This window comes from Sorangium aterium (genome assembly GCF_028368935.1).
Classification (GTDB): domain Bacteria; phylum Myxococcota_A; class Polyangia; order Polyangiales; family Polyangiaceae; genus Sorangium; species Sorangium atrum.
Window position 1 is genome coordinate 163125 of the sequence record NZ_JAQNDK010000007.1, and the last position, 17529, is coordinate 180653.

At 70.6% G+C, this 17529-nt stretch carries 14 protein-coding genes; 6 read left to right on the top strand and 8 right to left on the bottom strand.

The window, feature by feature from the left end; all coding sequences use genetic code 11:
* Positions 1-10: 10 nt before the first annotated feature.
* The gene (locus tag POL72_RS48500; protein ID WP_272104043.1) at positions 11-886 is read right to left on the bottom strand and encodes an MBL fold metallo-hydrolase; all 876 of its coding nucleotides are present in this window, start codon (positions 884-886) and stop codon (positions 11-13) included.
* Entirely contained in the window at positions 883-2094 is a 1212-nt protein-coding gene (locus POL72_RS48505; RefSeq protein ID WP_276598196.1) for an acetyl-CoA C-acyltransferase, read from the bottom strand. Before POL72_RS48505 ends, POL72_RS48500 begins: the two co-directional genes overlap by 4 nt.
* A 589-nt stretch (positions 2095-2683) precedes the next feature.
* On the opposite strand from POL72_RS48505, the gene POL72_RS48510 reads away from it, so the two are divergent.
* Complete coding sequence (locus POL72_RS48510; protein WP_272104045.1) at positions 2684-3319, top strand: peroxiredoxin; 636 nt, start codon at positions 2684-2686, stop codon at positions 3317-3319.
* A gap of 279 nt (positions 3320-3598) precedes the next feature.
* On the top strand, positions 3599-5734 hold the full coding sequence (locus tag POL72_RS48515; RefSeq protein WP_272104047.1) for a glucan endo-1,3-beta-D-glucosidase: 2136 nt from the start codon (positions 3599-3601) through the stop codon (positions 5732-5734).
* A 52-nt stretch (positions 5735-5786) separates the two neighbouring features.
* Here the strand turns inward: POL72_RS48515 and POL72_RS48520 are convergent, their stop codons facing one another.
* The 5 genes from POL72_RS48520 to POL72_RS48540 form a co-directional block, all read right to left on the bottom strand.
* Positions 5787-7532 carry a class II glutamine amidotransferase gene (locus tag POL72_RS48520; protein WP_272104049.1) on the bottom strand — a complete coding sequence of 582 codons (1746 nt, stop codon included), beginning with the start codon at positions 7530-7532 and terminating at the stop codon, positions 5787-5789.
* Between the two features lie 23 nt (positions 7533-7555).
* A complete protein-coding gene (locus POL72_RS48525) occupies positions 7556-8593 on the bottom strand; it encodes an alpha-E domain-containing protein (protein WP_272104051.1) in 1038 nt (345 codons plus the stop codon).
* On the bottom strand, positions 8590-10173 hold the full coding sequence (locus tag POL72_RS48530) for a circularly permuted type 2 ATP-grasp protein (RefSeq protein ID WP_308738146.1): 1584 nt from the start codon (positions 10171-10173) through the stop codon (positions 8590-8592). Before POL72_RS48530 ends, POL72_RS48525 begins: the two co-directional genes overlap by 4 nt.
* A gap of 98 nt (positions 10174-10271) precedes the next feature.
* A complete protein-coding gene (locus POL72_RS48535) occupies positions 10272-10739 on the bottom strand; it encodes a response regulator (protein WP_272104054.1) in 468 nt (155 codons plus the stop codon).
* Positions 10740-11066: 327 nt separating this feature from the next.
* Positions 11067-12965: a chloride channel protein gene (locus POL72_RS48540; protein WP_272104055.1), complete on the bottom strand. Its 1899-nt coding sequence runs from the start codon at positions 12963-12965 to the stop codon at positions 11067-11069.
* Between the two features lie 238 nt (positions 12966-13203).
* On the opposite strand from POL72_RS48540, the gene POL72_RS48545 reads away from it, so the two are divergent.
* Positions 13204-13572 carry a hypothetical protein gene (locus POL72_RS48545; RefSeq protein ID WP_272104056.1) on the top strand — a complete coding sequence of 123 codons (369 nt, stop codon included), beginning with the start codon at positions 13204-13206 and terminating at the stop codon, positions 13570-13572.
* A gap of 99 nt (positions 13573-13671) precedes the next feature.
* Positions 13672-14058: a hypothetical protein gene (locus POL72_RS48550; RefSeq protein WP_272104058.1), complete on the top strand. Its 387-nt coding sequence runs from the start codon at positions 13672-13674 to the stop codon at positions 14056-14058.
* Positions 14059-14088: 30 nt separating this feature from the next.
* Here POL72_RS48550 and POL72_RS48555 read toward each other — a convergent pair whose 3' ends face one another.
* Positions 14089-14793, bottom strand: a complete 705-nt coding sequence (locus tag POL72_RS48555) for a hypothetical protein (RefSeq protein WP_272104060.1) — start codon at positions 14791-14793, stop codon at positions 14089-14091.
* Positions 14794-15283: 490 nt separating this feature from the next.
* Between POL72_RS48555 and glgC the strand changes: the two genes are divergently transcribed.
* Both glgC and POL72_RS48565 read left to right on the top strand, forming a co-directional pair.
* Positions 15284-16552, top strand: a complete 1269-nt coding sequence (glgC, locus tag POL72_RS48560; RefSeq protein WP_272104545.1) for a glucose-1-phosphate adenylyltransferase — start codon at positions 15284-15286, stop codon at positions 16550-16552.
* Positions 16553-16759: 207 nt separating this feature from the next.
* Positions 16760-17455, top strand: coding sequence for a metallophosphoesterase (locus POL72_RS48565; RefSeq protein WP_272104061.1), 696 nt, complete (start codon positions 16760-16762; stop codon positions 17453-17455).
* The last annotated feature ends 74 nt before the right edge of the window (positions 17456-17529 follow it).

Consider the following 17529-nt stretch of genomic DNA (forward strand, 5'->3'; position numbering starts at 1 on the left):
GACCGTACGGTCAGGCGTCCTTTCCCGCCGCGCGCCGCCAGCGGTCCTCGCGGCGCACCGCCCGCCCCTCGCGCTCCAGCTTGATCAGGTGAGCCTCGAGGCTCAGCCGCGCGAGCGGCCAGACGAGCGGCGCCGTGTCGGCATAGGCGACCGGCAAGAGCGCCTCGATCGACGTGCCGCCCGCGCCGGCCGCGCTGGCCGCCTCGAGCGCCGCCAGCACCAGCCGCTCCCTCCCCAGCCGGTGCGCGATGTAGCGCCGGAACAGCGCCTCCGGCGCGTCGATCGGCCCGCCGTGCGCCGGCAGCACGACCCGCGCCCCGAGCCCCGCGAGCCGCTCGAGCTGCGCGAGGTACTCCGTCATGTCGCCCTCCCGGGGATCGATCAGGATGGTCCCCTCGCCGGCCACCATGTCGCCGCAGACCAGGGCGCCCTGCGCCTCGTCGAGGAAGCAGAGGTGGTCGGGCGCGTGCCCCGGCGTGTGGAGCACCCGCAGCGCCATCGGCTCCGGCCCGCCGAGCCGCACCACCTCCCCGTCCGCGAGGTGGCGCGCGAGCGGGACGCCCGGGAGGCGCGGGGCCGCCTCGGCGTGCCCCCAGACCGGCAGGCCCAGCTCGGCCGCGAAGAAGCGCGCGCCCCCGACGTGGTCGGCGTGGTGGTGGGTCACCGCGATCGCCGCGATCGAGCGCCCCTGGGACGCGAAGCCGCGCGCCCACGCGAGCCACTCGCGGCGCTCGTCCTCGTACGGCGTGGCCGGCTCGACGAGCAGCACCTCGCCGCCGCCGAGCGCGTAGCTGTTCGTGTGGGTCGCGGGCGGCAGGGTCGGCGTGCGCGCGGGGAAGGCCTCCACGCCGCGCACGCCGGGCCCGACGGGCTGCGGGCGGATCACCGCTCCACGACGACCGCGAGCGCCTCGCCGCCGCCGATGCAGAGCGTGGCCAGGCCGCGCTTCGCGTTCCGGTCCTTCATCGCGAAGAGCAGCGTCGTCAGGATGCGCGCCCCGCTCGCGCCGATCGGGTGGCCGAGCGCGACCGCGCCGCCGCGGACGTTGACCTTCTGGGCGTCGAGCCCGGAGAGCTTGTTCACCGCGAGCGCCACCACCGCGAACGCCTCGTTCACCTCGAAGAGGTCGATCTGGTCCGTCGGGATGCCGAGCTTCTTCGTGGTGTTCGCGATGGCCGCGGCCGGCGCCGTCGTGAACCACTCGGGCGCCTGCGCGGCGCCGCCATAGCCGACGATCCGCGCGAGCGGCGTGAGCTTGTGCTCCTTGACGGCGCGCTCGCTCGCCAGGACGAGCGCGCTCGCGCCGTCGTTGATCGACGACGCGTTGGCCGCGGTGATCGTCCCGTCCTTCTGGAACGCGGGCTTCAGCGACGCGAACTTCTCGGGCTTGCCCGCGGGCGGGCCCTCGTCCTCCTTCACGACCACCGCGTCGCCCTTCTTCTGCGGGACGGAGACGGGCGCGATCTCCGCGGCGAAGAGCCCCTCGCGCTGGGCCGCGACCGCGCGGCGGAAGCTCTCCTTCGCGTACTCGTCCTGCGCCTCCCGCGAGAAGCCGTGCTCCCTGGCGCACGCGTCGCCCGCGGTGCCCATGTGGAAGTTGCCGTACGGGTCCCACAGGCCATCGTGGATCATGCCGTCCACGATCTTGCCGTCGCCCATGCGGTAGCCGGAGCGCGCCTGCGGGAGGTAGTAGGGCACGTTCGACATCGACTCCATGCCGCCGGCGACGACGACGTCCGCGTCGCCGAGCGCCACCGTCTTCGCGCCGAAGATGACGGCCTGGAGGCCCGATCCGCAGACCTTGCTCACGGTGGTGGCCGGGACCTTGCTCGGGATGCCGGCGAAGATGGCGGCCTGCCGGGCCGGAGCCTGCCCGATACCCGCGGACAGGACATTGCCGAGGAACACCTCCTCGACGGCCTCCGGAGACAGCTTTGCCCGCTCGAGCGCCGCCCGGATGGCGACCTCGCCCAGGCGGGGGGCGGGCAAGGGCGACAGTGCGCCCTGGAACGCGCCGATCGGCGTCCGGGCCGCTGCGACGATGTACACGGGGACGGGCAGGGTCATGATCTCCTCCAGCAGCGCTGATGCCATGTTATTCGATGACGCCGTCCATGCGCCTTGCGAATAGGCCTTGGGTACCTCGGTTGCCCCGGGGGGGCAAGCCGGCCCCGGGCGCCCCGCTGCCTGCGCGGCGGCGTGCACGGTTGCCTGCGCGGTTCGTTCGGTTCGTTCGGTTCGCGGGTTCACATCGATCGCCCCCTGCCTCGCGCCGCCGGCCGGGCTCTTCGCGACCCGGCTCTTCGCGACCCGGCTCCTCGCGACCCGGCTCCTCGCGATTCGCTTCGAGATCGTGTGTCGCCACCCAGCCGCCGCGCGCCGCGCCTCGCGGGACGGACGCTGCGGCCGCGCGCGGGCGCGGGAAACCGGGAGTAGAGCGCAGTCGTCGTGCGGACGCTCTCGGACGGAATCCAAGCTCCGCCCGAGCCGGATCCAGGCTGGCCCTGAGCGCCCTCCGGGCCGAGGCCCCGCCGACTCGTCGCCTCGGCGCGGCGCGCGGCGACGCTGGCGTGGGCCGGCGGGCGCTATGTGGTACGCCGGGGACGTCGCGTGTTACCGTGCGCGCCGATGGGGAAGGGGGGCTGTCCTCCCTGCGCCCGGGCGGACAAGGAGCGAACGAGCGATGGTGAATGCAGGCGATCGTGCCCCCGATTTCTCTCTCGAAAGCGACAGCGGTAAGACGGTGGGCCTCACGGATTTCCCGGGCAAGACGGTCGTCCTCTACTTCTATCCAAAGGACGACACCCCCGGCTGCACGCGGGAGGCCCAGGCCTTCTCCGCGGCCCTGCGCGCCTTCGCCGAGGCCGGCGCCGTCGTGCTCGGCGTCTCCCGCGACTCCGTCGAACGCCACCGGAAGTTCAGGGACAAATACGATCTCGGGGTGACGCTCCTCAGCGATCCGGATCTCGCCGCGCACAACGCCTACGGCGTCTACGGCGAGAAGTCGATGTACGGCAAGAAGGTGATGGGCACGATCCGGAGCACCTTCATCATCGGCCCCGACCGCGCGGTGAAGCACGCCTTCAGCGGCGTGAAGGTCGACGGACACGCGGACGAGGTGCTCGCGCTCGTGCGCGGAGGCGGCAGAGGCGAGGCGCCGCCCGCGCCTTTGGCAGGGGCGACCGCGAAGAGCGCGGCCAAGGCGCCTGCGAAGGGCGCGGCCAAGGCGCCTGCGAAGAGCGCGGCCAAGGCGCCTGCGAAGAGCGCGGCCAAAGCGCCTGCGAAGGGCGCGGCCAAGACGCCTGCGAAGACTCGATAAGGGACCGCATGAACCGTCGGACAACGACATAGCCGACTCGCGGCGTGCGGGCTGTCGATCACCTGATGGATGGCATCGCGAGGGCCTCGGGCGCGTGGACGGCGCGCTCGCCAAGCTGGACGGGCCCCGCGCTTCATGAAAGAATCTGTGCCGTTGCTTGCAAATCGATGAAACTACCACGATACCAGGGCTCATCTCTCGATCCGCTTCGTGTCAGGTGGAGCGATGAGCGCTGGAGCGAGGGAGCGAGGGAGCTGGATTATGATGTTGAAGCATCCGATGCTACGGACTTTTGCTTTGCTGAGCTGCCTCTCCGCGATCGCCGCGTGCGGCGACGACGAGCCGCCGCCCAAGGTGACCGAGGGGGACGGAGGCGGAGGCAGCGGGGGAGGGGGCAGCGGCGGCACCGGCGGCACCGGCGGCGTGCCGCCCGAGACGTGGGATCTCGACCGCAGCAAGCCGCTGTCGGACGTCGCTCCGGAGTTCACGGAGGCGGAGCACCCGCTCGCGCCGGGCGCCGTGCTGGCCGATCTCAAGGCCCCGCTCCCCACGAACGCCACCTGGATGAACTTCGCTCTCGGTGATGGCGATCAGCGGATCAACGCCGCGCCGTACGACCTCAAGGCGGTCCGACAGGCGCTGTCGATCTCCCGGCCCGCCGTCGTGGTGGACAGCAAGGCCGTCACCTCGGCGGACTTGACGCAGCTCGCGCTCAGCGCGCGCCAGGCCTTCTCCGGCCACACCGTCAAGTCGACCGATCTCCTCTCGGTCACCGTGGAGTGGGCGGCGCCGGGCGGCACGATGACGGCGCCCATCGTGTACGGGATGCCGTACGTGACGGCCACCTACGACGGGCTCGCCCCCTCCGTCCGCGCCGGCGACGGCGTGGCGATCACCGAGGTGAACGGCGAATCGACGAGCCCCACCACGGTCACGGGCGACCGATTCGAGATCTCGCTCAACAACGGCCAGACGTGGGTGCTCTATGCATTCCCCGAGATCAGCCTCGAGTGGGACGCCCTCTCCATGACGGCGGACGAGCCGTACGAGGGCTCGCTCCGCCTCGCGCTCGTCCCCGGGCCGAACGCCGCGGCCGAGCTCGACGACCACGCCGCTGTCATCCCGGTCGGCGGCGACATCGAGGCCTCGGTCACCGAGGACGAGGCCACGGTGCGCTTCGTCTGGAAGACCGAGGGGGAGGGCGATCTCCTGACCATGGCGCTGCCGCACCATCTGGATCACCTCAACATGTTCAAGCCGGCGGACGTCTCGTACCCGACCGTGATCGGCCAGATGAAGGGTATGTCCGGCGCGAGCTGGGAGCTCAAGTACCCGCTCAGCACGATCGGCTGGGACGCGCCGCGCCGCGTCTCGGACGAGTGGGGCGATGCCGTCGTCACGGCCCTCGAGGAGGACAAGGGCTTCACGCCCGACGATGCGGTCGCCGGGACAGACCCCTATTTCGGCGGCAAGCAGCTCGCGAAGCTCGCGCGCCTCGCGCAGATCGCCGAGGTGGTCGGCAAGGCGGATCTCGCAGAGGAGCTCAGGGCGCGGCTCAAGTCGCGCCTCAACCCGTGGCTCAACGGCCAGAACGCCAACCCCCTCGTCTACGACACGACCTGGGGCGGCCTCGTGACGACCAATGGCCTGACGGACCAGGCCGCCGACTTCGGCCAGGGGTATTACAACGATCACCACTTCCACTACGGCTACTTCCTCTACGCGGCGGCCGTGCTCGCGAAGAGCGATGAGGCGTGGCGCGAGGAGTACGGGGACAAGGCGCTCTGGCTCGTCCGGGACATCGCGAACCCGAGCGCCAAGGACAAGTTCTTCACGCCGTTCCGCAACATGGATTGGTTCAGGGGCCACTCGTGGGCGTCAGGGCTGTTCCCGTTCGCGGACGGCCGCAACCAGGAGTCGACCTCCGAGGCCGTCAACGCCTGGTACAGCATGCAGCTGCTCGGCGAGGCGCTCGAGAACAAGGACGTGGAGAACCTCGGTCGGGTGCTCCTCGCCCTGGAGACGGCCTCGGCGCAGACGTACTGGCAGGTGACCGCGGACAGCACGGTTTACCCCGAGCCGTTCAAGAACAACGGCGCTGTCGGCGTGCTCTGGTCCACGAAGGCCGACTTCGGGACGTGGTTCGGCGCCAACCCCGAGTACGTCTATGGGATCCAGCTGCTCCCGATCACGCCGATCTCGGAGTCGCTCATCTCCAAGGACTGGATCCAGGACGCGTGGCCCACGATTTCGGAGACCACGGCAGCCGCGGAGGACCCCTGGAAAGCGTTCCTGATCGCGGCGCACGCGACCGTCGACAAGGAGGCGGCCTGGGAGGACGCGCAGGCGCTCACCACGCTCGACGACGGCCTCAGCCGGACCGCGCTCCTCTACTGGATCGCCACGCGGCCCTGAGCCGCCTCTCTCTCTCCATCGAGCGCACCGCGGCGCTGAGCCGGTCGACCTCTCAGTCGATCGGCTCGACCCGCACGTCGACCGCGAGGCGCTCCGCCCCTCCGCCCACGTAGATCGTGCCCGAGGTCGGCGTCGCGTCCACGTAGTTGCGGCCGACCGCGACGCGGATGTGATCGGTCTGCGTCAGGATCCCGTTCGTCGGGTCGAAGCCCTTCCACCCGATCTCCGGCAGGTACACCTGGACCCAGGCGTGCGACGCCTCGCTCTGCCGCTGGTTCTCGTGCTTCGGCCCCGTGTAGATGTACCCGCACACGTAGCGCGACGGCACGCCGAGCAGCCGCGTCAGGCAGATGAACAGGTTCGTGAAGTCCTGGCACACGCCGCGGCGGTTCGCGTACACGTCGAACGCCGTCGTGAACAGGTTCGTCGACCCCTGCTTGTACTCGTACTCCTCGAAGATCGACGCGTTCAGGTCGAGCAGCGTGTCGAGCAGATCGTAGCCGTTCCGCTCGACGAAGGTCATCGCGTACTCGCTGAGCTCCGCGAGCTCGCTCTCGGGCAGCTCCGGCGGCAGGAGGAACGGCTGCAGGATCTGGCGCTGCCACGGCATCCACACGAGCGGGATCGTCGACCGGGCGCGCAGCGGGCGGAAGCTCAGCGGATCGGTGTCGAGCAGCTCCACCCGCGACCTCGACTCGATGACGAGATCGTTGAACGGCGTGTCGAGCAGCACCCGCCGCGCGCGGTTGCCGAAGACGTCGTCGTACTCGCGATGCTGGCCCTCGACCGACACGTCGATCTCGTTGTGCAGCACGGTTTGCATCCGGTCGTGCGCCGGCGTCAGCCGCAGGAGGTGCGTGCTGCGCTCCACCGCGGTCGCATAGTGGTACGACGTGCGGTGCACCACCTGGAAGCGGCGGATCGCCGCGTGCACGGGCCGCCGGACCGGGCGCGACGAGAGCGGCGGCGTGGACGACGACGGCTTGCGCCGGTCGGTGCGCGGCGACGCCGTGGCCCGGAGCGCCCCCTGCCGCAGCACCACGAGGTGCCCCGGGGGCACGCGCTTCCAGGCCGCCGCCCGCCCGCCCGCGTGGACCTTGAGCTCCTCCGACGAGACGATGACGCCCTTGCGGCTCTTGACCCCCCGGCGCGTCAGGTCGACCTCCAGATCGTCGTCCCCGAACGCGAGGCGCTCGTACGGCGGCAGCACCTCCCACAGGAAGGCGTCCCCCTCGCGATCGCGATCGGCGTAGACCACCAGATCGCGGCCGTCGGCCAGGACCGACGTCAGGGGGCCGTGCTCGTTCATCTCGTCGAACCAGTCGCGCAGCACCGCCGGATCGACGTCGCCGATGCTCCGGAGGCCCTCGGACGCCATCCAGCGCATGAGCTCGCACAGGATGAGCTCCGTGTCCGTCGAGCCGACCGGCTGGAAGAGCGACTTCGGATCGACCTCGATCCGGTCGACAAGGCTGCCGCTGTGCGCGAACAGCCAGTCACGCCCGCCCCAGCTCCGGCTGAACGGCTGCGTGTTGGCGTCGTTGACGCTGCCCCACGTCGCCGTGCGGATGTGCAGCACGAGCAGCGACGACTCGAGGTGCTCCCACGCCTTCACGAGCTCGCTGCGGATGCTCCCCTGCGGCGGCGCCGGCTCCTTGAGCACCGAGGCGCTCGGCTCCCCGCCGGGGTAGTAACCGATGCCCCAGCCGTCAGGCAGTTTGCGCCCGGGGCGCAGGCAGGTGAGATCGAAGCATGGGGCGAGCTCGCCCTCGAACGACATCGCGAGGAGATTCGGCATGGGTGCGTCGGCGACTGTTGCGGCTACTGGCTCGTGACCGTGGGGTTGCTGTCGGGCGGCCCGTAACCGAGCAGCTCGCGACCGATACCGTCGCAGATCATCGCCGTTTCGTCGACCACATGGGTGAGCGCCGCGTGGACCGCCATCGGGTCGAACGCCTCGGTGGCCCTGTCGGCCACCCACTGGTGCAGGAGCTGGAGCCGCTCGAGGCTCTCGCCGCCGGGGAGCGCCACGCTGTCCGGCGGCCGGATCTCGCAGAGGCGCGCGAACGCCGCGTGGACGCAGTGCCGGATCGAGCGCGGGAAGCGCGGCTCGTACAGGAGGAACTGGGCGACAGCCTGCTCGCTCACCTGACCCTGGTTGAGCTTCATGAACGGCTCGAACCCCGAGCAGGCGCGGAGGAGCGAGAGCCAGAGCGCCGTCTCCACGACCCGGTGCTGCCTGCGCAGCGCGCCCTGCGCCTGGGCGCTCATCTCGGACGGCGGCGGCGGCGGCAGGTTGGTCAGGGCGTGGTGATGCACGTCGAGCGTGCGCGCGGTCTGCCCGACGCGCTCGAGCAGCACGCCGAGCCAGATGAAATCGAGCGGCGTGTCGTTGAGCATCGTGCTCTGCGTGAGCCCGAGGCAAAGCTGTGTGAGCTGGCGTACGCGCCGGTAGAAGGCGTAGCGGCTCGACCTGAACTCCTCCCGCGCCTCCTCGCTGTTCACCCAGAGGTGGAGCTCGTTGACGGTCTCCCACACCTCGAGGCTGACGACCTCCCGGATCGACCGCGCGTTCCAGCGCGCGGCCGAGATCGAGCTGCGGAGGCTCGTCGGGTTGTCCTCGTCGAAGCTCATGTAGCGTTGCACGAGCTCGCCGTCGGCCGCGGCCTCCTCGCCGTGCTCGGCCCCGAAGTGCGCCTTCTGCCCGGCCACGATGATGACCGGCAGCCAGCACTGCTGCGTCGGGATCTCGGCGTCGAGCGCGAGGTTCTGCGTGACGGCGAGGATGCGGGCCATGTTCTCGGTCCGCTCGAGGTAGCGGCCGAACCAGAAGCAGTGATCGGCGACGCGGGAGATCACGGGGCCTCCGGGGGGTCAGAGCCCGGCGCCGCGCCGGGAGGGTCGTTGTTCACGGCAGCGGGGCCCGCGCCGGGAGCGCCGACCGAGGGGGTGCGCTGCGCGTTCTCCCCTGGGCCCTTCAGGACCCAGGTGTCCTTCGAGCCCCCGCCCTGGCTCGAGTTGACGACGTAGGAGCCGGCCACCAGCGCGACGCGCGTGAGCCCGCCGGGCAGCACCCACGAGCCGTCGCGGCCCGTCAGCACGTAGGGGCGCAGGTCGAGCCTCCTTGGGACCGCGGTCTTGGCGGTCGGGTCCCAGGTGGGGCTCGTCGAGAGCTCGATCCGGTGCTGGGCGATGTAGCGGCGCGGCGTCGCCTGGATGCGCGCCCGGAACTCGTCCCGCTGCGCGGCGGTCGACTGCGGCCCCATCAGCATGCCGTAGCCGCCGGCCTCGTCGACCGCCTTGACGACCAGCTGGTCGAGGTGGTCGAGCACATAACGGCGGTCGTCGTCGCGCATGCAGAGGTAGGTGGGGACCTGCTCGAGGACCGGCTCCTCGCCGAGGTAATAGCGGATCATCTCCGGCACGAAGGGGTACACGGCCTTGTCGTCGGCCACGCCGTTGCCGGGCGCGTTCGCGAGCGCGACGTTGCCGGCGGCGTAGGCGCGCATCAGGCCGCGAACGCCGAGCAGGCTGTCGGGGCGAAAGGCCTCTGGGTCGAGGAACGCCTCGTCGATGCGGCGGTAGATGACGTGGACCCGGCGGGGGCCGCGCGTGGTGCGGACGAAGACCTGGTCCTGATCGACGAACAGGTCGGGGGCCTGCACGAGCTCGAGCCCCATCGTGCGCGCGAGGAAGCTGTGCTCGAAATAGGCCGAGTTGTAGGGCCCCGGCGTGAGCACGACGGCGCTCGTGCCGCTCGGGCTCGCGGGCGACACCGAGCGCAGCGTCTCGGCGAGCCGGGCCGGGTAATGGTCGACCCGCTGCACGCGCGCTTTGTCGAGCAGGTGCGGCAGGACACGCTTGCTGATGAGCCGGTTCTCCAGGACATAGGAGACGCCGGACGGCGTGCGGAGGTTGTCCTCGAGGACCCGGAAGGTCCCGGCCGGATCACGGATGATGTCGACGCCCGCGATGTGGATGCGCACGCCGCCCGGGGGCCGAAGGCCGTGGACCTGCTTCAGGTACTGCCCGGAGCCGAGCACGAGGTCGCGGGGGACGCGCTCCTCCTTGAGGATGCGCTGGTCCCCGTAGACGTCGTCGAGGAAGAGGCCGAGCGCGCGGACGCGCTGCTCGAGGCCCCGTTCCATGTGGGCCCAGTCCGCCGCGGAGAGCATCCGGGGGATGAGGCAGAGCGGGAAGATCTTCTCCGCGCCGCGCTGGTCCGCGTAGACCGAGAACGTGACGCCCTGGTTGAGCAGGGCGAGCTCCGCGAGGTGCTGCGCGCGCGCGAACTCGTTCGGCGCGAGCGCGCCGAGGAGCGTGGCAGTGCGCAGGAACTCGGGGCGAGGAGCGCCGTCTCGACCAAACAGCTCGTCGTAGGCGCCGGGGAGGGGAGTGTAGCCGGCGAAGAGGCCGGCACCCGGGTTCTCTAACAACACTGGAGTGAAGCTACCGCTGGACGGCCCCCGAGGTCCATGGGCCATTTCCGGTTTCTGCCGTGATGGAGGCAGTGGCGCGGTCGGCCGATCGACTCGGCCTACTCGGCGTCGAGGATCTGGCGCTCTCTGGAGCGCGTGAGCTCGTCGACCGCGGCGAGGAAGGCGTCGTAGTCGATCGGCTTGGGCAGCACTTTAGCGACACCGAGGCTCGTCGCGTCATGTTTTGAAGACGCGGATGAAACAATGACTGGTATACGGGCCGTCTTCTCGTTGTGCCGGAGCGCCGTGATCAGGCCCCAGCCGTCCATCACCGGCATCATGATGTCGACGACGAGCAGATCCGGCGGCGCGATCTGGTCGAGCAGCGCCAGCGCCTCCTCGCCGTTCGAGGCGCAGCGCACCTCGTAGCCGCCCTCGCTCTCCAGGATCATGCTCACGACCTCCTGGATGTTGGGCTCGTCGTCCACGACGACCACGAGCTTGGCGCGGCTGTTCGGCGCGCTCGATCGTGTTCGTACTTCCGCGTTGCGCCGCACCGTCCGACCTCCGAGCGTATCGACCAGCATGCCGTTCTCCCTCGCGCTCTCCGGACCCCGAATTCCCCGGATGAACGAGAGTATTCCCCACGCGCTCCGTTCCGTCGCTGCGTGGAATCCAAGATTGAAAGCTCAGGAGACTCCCGAAAGCGGTGGGGTCTGCGCGCTTGCGTCATTACGCCCGAACCACGATCGGGCGCGCGGCGCGACCGGGACATCCGCGCGCGGACGCCCGTGACACGCGCGTGTCCGCCGCGCCGCCGCGCAGGCGTCGGAAAGCGGGCCATTCCCGAATTTCCAGGGCGAGCGCGCCATGCGTCCGCCTCGCGCCGTCGTTTGTCGCTTGCTCCGAGAGCCCTACTGACCCGCGCTCTCCAGCTCCGCCGTCGCGTCGTGGTAGGCGCGCGTGACGTCGGATTCGTCCAGGATGCCGACGATCTTGCCCTCGGCGTCGGTGACCAGGAGCTCCCGCACGCGCAGCTCCAGCAGCACCTGGAGCGCGTGGTGCAGGTCCTCGGCCTCGCTGACCGAGGCGGGGCTCGCCATCATGTCGTGCGCGATCGCGAGCCCCGAGAGCTCGGGGCTCGTCGCGGTGGCGCGGAGGATCTCGGCGTCGATGGTGCCAACGACCTTGCCGTCCTCGGAGAGCACGGGGAAGGTGTCCTGCCACTCGCACGCCGCGATGCGCTCGACGACGATCGAGGCGGGGGTCCGCGCCTCGAACGACACGAACGGGCGGCTGCGGATGACGATGTCGGCGACGCGGATGCTGCGGAGCACGTCGACGATGAGCTCGCCCCGGTGCGCCGGGGACTCGCGCTTGGTCGCGACCTGCGCGCGGTACAGGGTGCTGTGCCTGAGCGCCACGAAGGCGATGCCCTCGCAGAGCATGAGCGGCACGAGCAGGTCGTAGCTGCCGGCGAGCTCGCAGACCATGACGAGCGAGGCGATGGGGACGTGCGCGATCCCGCCGTAGAACGTGCCCATCCCGACGAGCGCGAACGCGCCGGGGTCGATGCGCGGGTCGCCGAGGAGGAGCTCCGCGGCGCGCCCGAAGGCCCCGCCCGTGAGCGCGCCGAGCACGAGCGAGGGGCCGAAGTCCCCCGCGCTGCCGCCCGAGCCGACGGTGAGCGAGGTCGCGACGATCTTCGTGGCGAGCAGCACGAGCAGGAGCTGCACCGAGGTCCACCCGCCCGGCAGCCACGCGGCCCCCGTGATCGCGATCTGGGCCGCCCCGTAGCCCGCGCCCAGCATCCCGAACCCCTGCCCCGGCCTGTCGAAGCGCGGCCCGAGGAGCATGAGCAGCGGGGTCACGAGCGCGCCGAGCGCGAGGCCGCCGAGCGCGGGCTTCGCCCATGGCGGCAGCGGGATCCGGTGCACCGTGTGCTCCACGGCGTGCAGCGTCCGGAGGAACACCGTGGCCACGAGCGAGACGACGAGCGCGAGCACGGCGTAGAGGGGGAGGTGGCTCGGGATGAACGGGTAGCGGGGCGCGTGCGCGAAGAGGGTCGACTCGCCGAAGAAGTAAATGAAGACCGAGTACGAGACGACGCTCGCGAGGATGGACGGGATGAGCGCGTCGGCCTCGAAGTCGTCGCGGTGCAGCACCTCGACGGCGAGGAGCGCGGCTCCGAGCGGCGTCCGGAACACGGCCGCCATGCCCGCGGCCGCGCCGGCGATGAGCAGGATCCGCCGCTCGCGCGTGTCCACCCGGAGCGCGCGGCCGATGATCGAGCCGATCGCGCCGCCGATCTGCATCGTCGGCCCCTCGCGCCCGCCGGCGCCGCCGCAGCCGAGCGTGAAGATCGAGGCGATCGCCTTCACCAACGGGACGCGGCGGCGGAAGTTGCCGCCCAGGTGGTGGAACGCCCGGATGAAGGCGTCGCCGCCGCCGCCGCGGGTCTCGGGCGCGAGCTTCGTCGTGAGGACCCCGCCGACGAGGGCGCCGAACGCCGGCAGGAACAGGACGAGCCACGGCCGGAACGCCCCGATGCGCGCGCTCGAGAGCACCGCCTCGCCCTTGGCGCGGAGCGGCTCGTAGCCGGTGACCGCGACGAAGAGCTCGTGCTCGGCGAGCTCGAGGGCGGCGAAGAACAGCGAGCCGGCGATGCCGGCCGTCACGCCGACGAGGATCGCGTGGAGCAGCACCCGACCGACGAGCTGGAACGGGATCAGCCCCCGCGCGCGGGGGATCGGCGTGCGCGCCGCCCCCGTGCGGCTGGGGCGTGATGGGGAGTACTCGCGGGACGACATCATGATTTCGTGGCCCAGGGCCTCCCCCCCTCGAGCGATGGGCCTGGCAGGAGCGGTAGCTTCCCTGATCTTCGGCGGATTGCCGCCTGAAATCGCCGCCGGGATCGACGTCTCCGGAGGCGCCCTCGCGGTGTCAGCGTCCGCTCGGCTTCCGCTCGGCGTTCCTGCGCTCCATAGCGAGGGAGGAAGCCTGGCGCGGGCGCGGCCTCCGGACCCGCCCGAGCCCGGACGAGGTGGAGTCATGACGACCGATCGGAGCACCGTCGAGTACGGCACCCTCATCACCGGAGACGCGAGCGTCACGATGGGCGACGCGGCCGTCCAGACGACGGACGAGAGCGTCCGCACGACCGCCGAGACCGTGGTCACGCCCGTGGTTGCGCTCGACCTGGCCGCCGAGATCCTGGCGAGCTCGCTCGGCACGCTGATCGACGAGGATTACGTGCAGGGCAAGACCCGGTTCCGGGACGTGCTCTGCGACCGGATCGACATCTCGCAGCTCGAGGCGGAGGAGCTTGTCGACGATATGGAGCGGTCGGGGCGGATCCGTTTCATCGGCGTGGCAGAGGGCCGGGGGTGGCACATCCAGCAGGGACCCGGTGTGCGTTGATCGCCGCCGTATCGCGCAGAAAGACCGGTTCGCCAGTCGTGCCTGACGAAACAATTCCCTTGCCGGCGTACTCAACTCATGGCCTACGTTGAGGCGCCCATGGAGGACGGTACGAAGCCCCGCAAGGCCGTGGTCCCGAACGCTCCGCCCGCTCCGCTCGTGATCGTGGCCGGTTGTCCTGCCGAGCTCGTCGCCGTGTGCCGGGAGGCGGGGGCCCGGCTCGGGGTGGTGGTGCGTGAGTGCGATCTGCGCTCGCTCCGGGCGACGAGCGCGGCGTCGCAGCCGTACGCCGTGATCGTGATGGAGGAGCTGTACCGGTTCGATCGGGAGGCGTTCGACTCGATCACCCGTCAGGCGCCGGCGTCGCTGGTGCGCGTCGATCGCCGGGAAGCGGACGACGAGTCGGCGCGGCGGCTGCTCGTCGATGCCGTCTTCGAGTCGGCGGCGACCGAGCCGAGCAGCGGGATCCGGTCCATCCTTACGTGAAGCGGCGTGAAGCGGCCCGACGCGCCGGCGTCAGGGCTTGCGCTTCATGCCGGGGAGGGTCGCCTTCTCGGGCGGCGGCTCGAGGAACTCGATCTGCTCCGCGGACATGATGCCGTACTTCGGGTTGGCCGCCGCGCCGCCGGTCGACTTCGTGAACGTCACGCCGTAGGTGCCGGTGACCTTCACCTTCGCGCCGACGGCCGGGATCGGGTTCGGCAGCTCCTGGCCCCAGAACTCGTCCGTGAGCTTCGCCTCGCCTTCCTTGCCGCGCGGCGCTTTGTCGATCGCCTCGATCATGCTGTAGATCTGCGCGAAGTTCGAGGCCCAGCCCATGACGTCGATCATGTCCTTGGTCTCGCCCTTCTCGTCGGCGATCGCGAAGCTCGGGACCGGCGCCTTGCAGTCCGGCGGGTCACCCTTGCCCGTCTTGTGCACGGCACAGGCGGGGGCCTCGGCGAGGTTCGTCTTGACGATGTAGCCGACGATCGAGATCTTCTTGCCGTTCACGTCCTCGAAGTGGACGCGGCTCCGGAGGTCGTGCGTGACGCCCCAGACCGTGTATGCGTCGCCCTGCTTCTTGTTCTTTGCGGGCAGCGTCGGCACCGCGGGCAGGGTCGCTTTGCGGCCGCTGAAGGCGGGCTTTGCCTGGTAGGGCTGCTCGTCCGTTCCGCACCCTGAAGTGCCCGCGACGAGGAGGATGGCGGCGAGGAGGGTTCGACCGAATCGGGCGTTCATGGCATCTCCAAGGTCAGCGTGACGGGCACCTCCAGCAGGAAAGATCCAGCGCTGGAATAGCCCTCGGACAGCGGTGCGCCGCGTGCGGGTCAGGCGCCTCTCGCATGCGCGCGCGACGGCGGAAACGGCTAACACGGCCGCGACTCGATCGTAAAGAGAAACGGAGACGTCCCCCTCTCTTCATCGATCATCGTCGCGCATCGTCGCGCATCGGCGCGCGGCAGCGCACCGCGGCGGAGGGCGGGCGGAGGGGCGGAGGGCGGCAGAGCGCGACGGGCCGCTGCCGGCGCCGCCCGTCGCGGGGCAGGAGGGCACGAGAGGCGCGCTCGGCGAGGCCCGCAGCGCGCCCCGCCCGGCTGGGCTCGGCGCCGCCAGGCCGGGTTGCGCGGCTCTCCGCGGCGTTCTCCCGGTCCCGGGTTGCCTCGAATACGCGAAGGACGCGTTTCCGCTCTTCGCGATGGCAACATCGATCGAGTACCCTCTCCGTCCCATGCGCGAGACGAACCTGCGCGCCGCTTTCGAAGCGTCGAAGGTCTTGGTGATGATCCTTGCTGGCGGCGAGGGCCGCCGGCTCGGCCCGTTGACGCACGACCGGGCGAAGCCGGCCGTGCCGTTCGGCGGCCGGTACCGGATCATCGACATCGTCCTCTCGAACTTCGTCAACTCCGGCCTGCACCGCATCAAGATCCTCACGCAGTACAAGAGCGCGTCGCTAGACGAGCACATCGCCCGAGCTTGGCGCCTCTCGCCGATGCTCGACAGCTTCATCGAGACCGTCCCTGCGCAGCAGCGCACGGGCAAGAGCTGGTTCAAGGGGTCGGCGGACGCCGTCTACCAGACCCAGCACGTCATCACGGACGAGTCGCCCGAGCACCTCTGCATCTTCGGCGGCGACCACGTCTACAAGATGGACGTGCGCCAGATGCTGCACGATCACCTGTCGCGCGACGCGGAGGTGACCGTCGCCGCCATCCCGGTGACGAAGGAGGAGGCCCGGTCCTTCGGCGTCATCGAGTGCGACGAGTCGGGGCGCATCCTCGCCTTCCACGAGAAGGTGCAGGATCCCCCGAGCATGCCCGGCAGGCCGGGCATGTGCCTCGCGTCGATGGGCAACTACATCTTCAAGACGAAGGCGCTGCTCGACGTCCTCGAGCACGACGCCGCGACGGAGGACAGCGCGCACGATTTCGGGCGCGACATCATCCCGCGCATGGTCCAGAGCGGCAGCCGCGTCTACGTCTACGATTTCCACGAGAACCGCGTCCCCGGCGAGGACGAGGGCGCGGGGTACTGGCGCGACATCGGGACGATCGACGCGTACTGGGCGGCCCAGATGGATCTGGTCAGCATCCAGCCGGCGTTCAATTTCTACAACCCGCGCTGGCCGATCCGGACCGGGATCAGCCACGACCCGCCCGCCAAGTTCGTGTTCCGCGACGAGGCGAACGCGCGCGTCGGCATCGCCACGGACAGCCTGGTCTCGCTCGGGTGCATCATCTCCGGCGGCAGGATCCACCGCAGCGTGCTCTCGAACCGGGTCCGCGTGAACTCCTTCAGCCACATCGAGGAATGCGTGCTGTTCGAGGACGTCAAGATCGGGCGCCACGTCAAGCTCCGTCGCTGCATCATCGACAAGGACGTCGAGATCCCCGCCGGCGCCGAGATCGGCTTCAACCTCGAGGAGGACCGCAAGAAGTGGTTCGTCAGCGAGGGCGGGATCGTCGTGATCCCGAAGCGCGCGAAGATCGACTCCCCGTAGTGCGCCTGACCGAGGCCCGGCGCGGCGCCGTCCAGGTGGCTCGCGTGCAAAACTCCTGAATTGCATGTAAAATTCCGATCGCGGCGCGCGGAGGCGCGTGGCGGCCGCCGCGCGCTCGCCGGCGGGGCCGCGCGGTCCTGCCGTGCCCGGGGGGACGGGCCTGGGCGCCCCCCATGGAACGGGCGTCCCTGCTACGTTGGGTGTGAGATGCCGCGCACGATCATCATCGGTGACGTTCACGGCTGCCGGGATGAGCTGGCGCGGCTGATCGAGCACGTGGGCCTCGCATCGGGCGATCGGGTCGTCATGGTCGGCGATCTGATCGTGCGCGGCCCCGATCCGTGCGGAACGCTCGATCTGCTCCGGGAGGTCGGCGCGATCTCCGTGCGGGGCAACCACGAGGATCGGCTGCTCCGCTGGCGTGCAGGGCGGAGCGATCCTCGCGGCGAGCCGCTGGGGGAGCTCTCGAAGGAGACCGCGCAGCAGCTCCGCAAGCGGGACTGGGCGTGGCTCGAGACGCTGCCGTACTGGCTGGATCTGCCGGAGCACGGGCTCCGTGTCGTCCATGCGGGGCTGATCCCGGGGTTGCCGATCGAGCGACAGGATCCGCACACGTTGATGTACGTGCGCTGCCTCGGCCGCTACGGCGAGCCGGTCGAGCGCCGCGGGGGCAAGACGCTGTGGGGCCAGACGTACCAGGGCCCGCCGCACGTGGTGTTCGGCCACAACGCGCGGAGCGAGCCGCAGATGCACGCGTGGGCGACCGGGATCGACACGGGCGCGGTCTACGGGGGGCGGCTCACCGCGATGGTGCTCCACGACGGCGAGCGCGTGCCGCCGCCGGCGTCGCGCTCCGAGGTGCTCGTCTCGGTCCCGGCGCGGCGCCGCTACGTCGGACGTTAAAAATGCTCCGCGTGTTCCAGCGGTTCCGCGCGATCGGCCGCGCCTCTCTGCGGGAATTTCGTTAGGCTCCCGTC

What these genes read in the sequence shown, in the direction of transcription:
- POL72_RS48505 (WP_276598196.1), bottom strand. Translation starts at nt 2,094, where the DNA reads ATGGCATCAGCGCTGCTGGAGGAGATCATGACCCTGCCCGTCCCCGTG.
- POL72_RS48510 (WP_272104045.1), top strand. Translation starts at nt 2,684, where the DNA reads ATGGTGAATGCAGGCGATCGTGCCCCCGATTTCTCTCTCGAAAGCGAC.
- POL72_RS48515 (WP_272104047.1), top strand. Translation starts at nt 3,599, where the DNA reads ATGCTACGGACTTTTGCTTTGCTGAGCTGCCTCTCCGCGATCGCCGCG.
- POL72_RS48520 (WP_272104049.1), bottom strand. Translation starts at nt 7,532, where the DNA reads ATGCCGAATCTCCTCGCGATGTCGTTCGAGGGCGAGCTCGCCCCATGC.
- POL72_RS48535 (WP_272104054.1), bottom strand. Translation starts at nt 10,739, where the DNA reads ATGCTGGTCGATACGCTCGGAGGTCGGACGGTGCGGCGCAACGCGGAA.
- POL72_RS48540 (WP_272104055.1), bottom strand. Translation starts at nt 12,965, where the DNA reads ATGATGTCGTCCCGCGAGTACTCCCCATCACGCCCCAGCCGCACGGGG.
- POL72_RS48545 (WP_272104056.1), top strand. Translation starts at nt 13,204, where the DNA reads ATGACGACCGATCGGAGCACCGTCGAGTACGGCACCCTCATCACCGGA.
- POL72_RS48550 (WP_272104058.1), top strand. Translation starts at nt 13,672, where the DNA reads ATGGAGGACGGTACGAAGCCCCGCAAGGCCGTGGTCCCGAACGCTCCG.
- POL72_RS48555 (WP_272104060.1), bottom strand. Translation starts at nt 14,793, where the DNA reads ATGAACGCCCGATTCGGTCGAACCCTCCTCGCCGCCATCCTCCTCGTC.
- glgC (WP_272104545.1), top strand. Translation starts at nt 15,284, where the DNA reads ATGCGCGAGACGAACCTGCGCGCCGCTTTCGAAGCGTCGAAGGTCTTG.
- POL72_RS48565 (WP_272104061.1), top strand. Translation starts at nt 16,760, where the DNA reads ATGCCGCGCACGATCATCATCGGTGACGTTCACGGCTGCCGGGATGAG.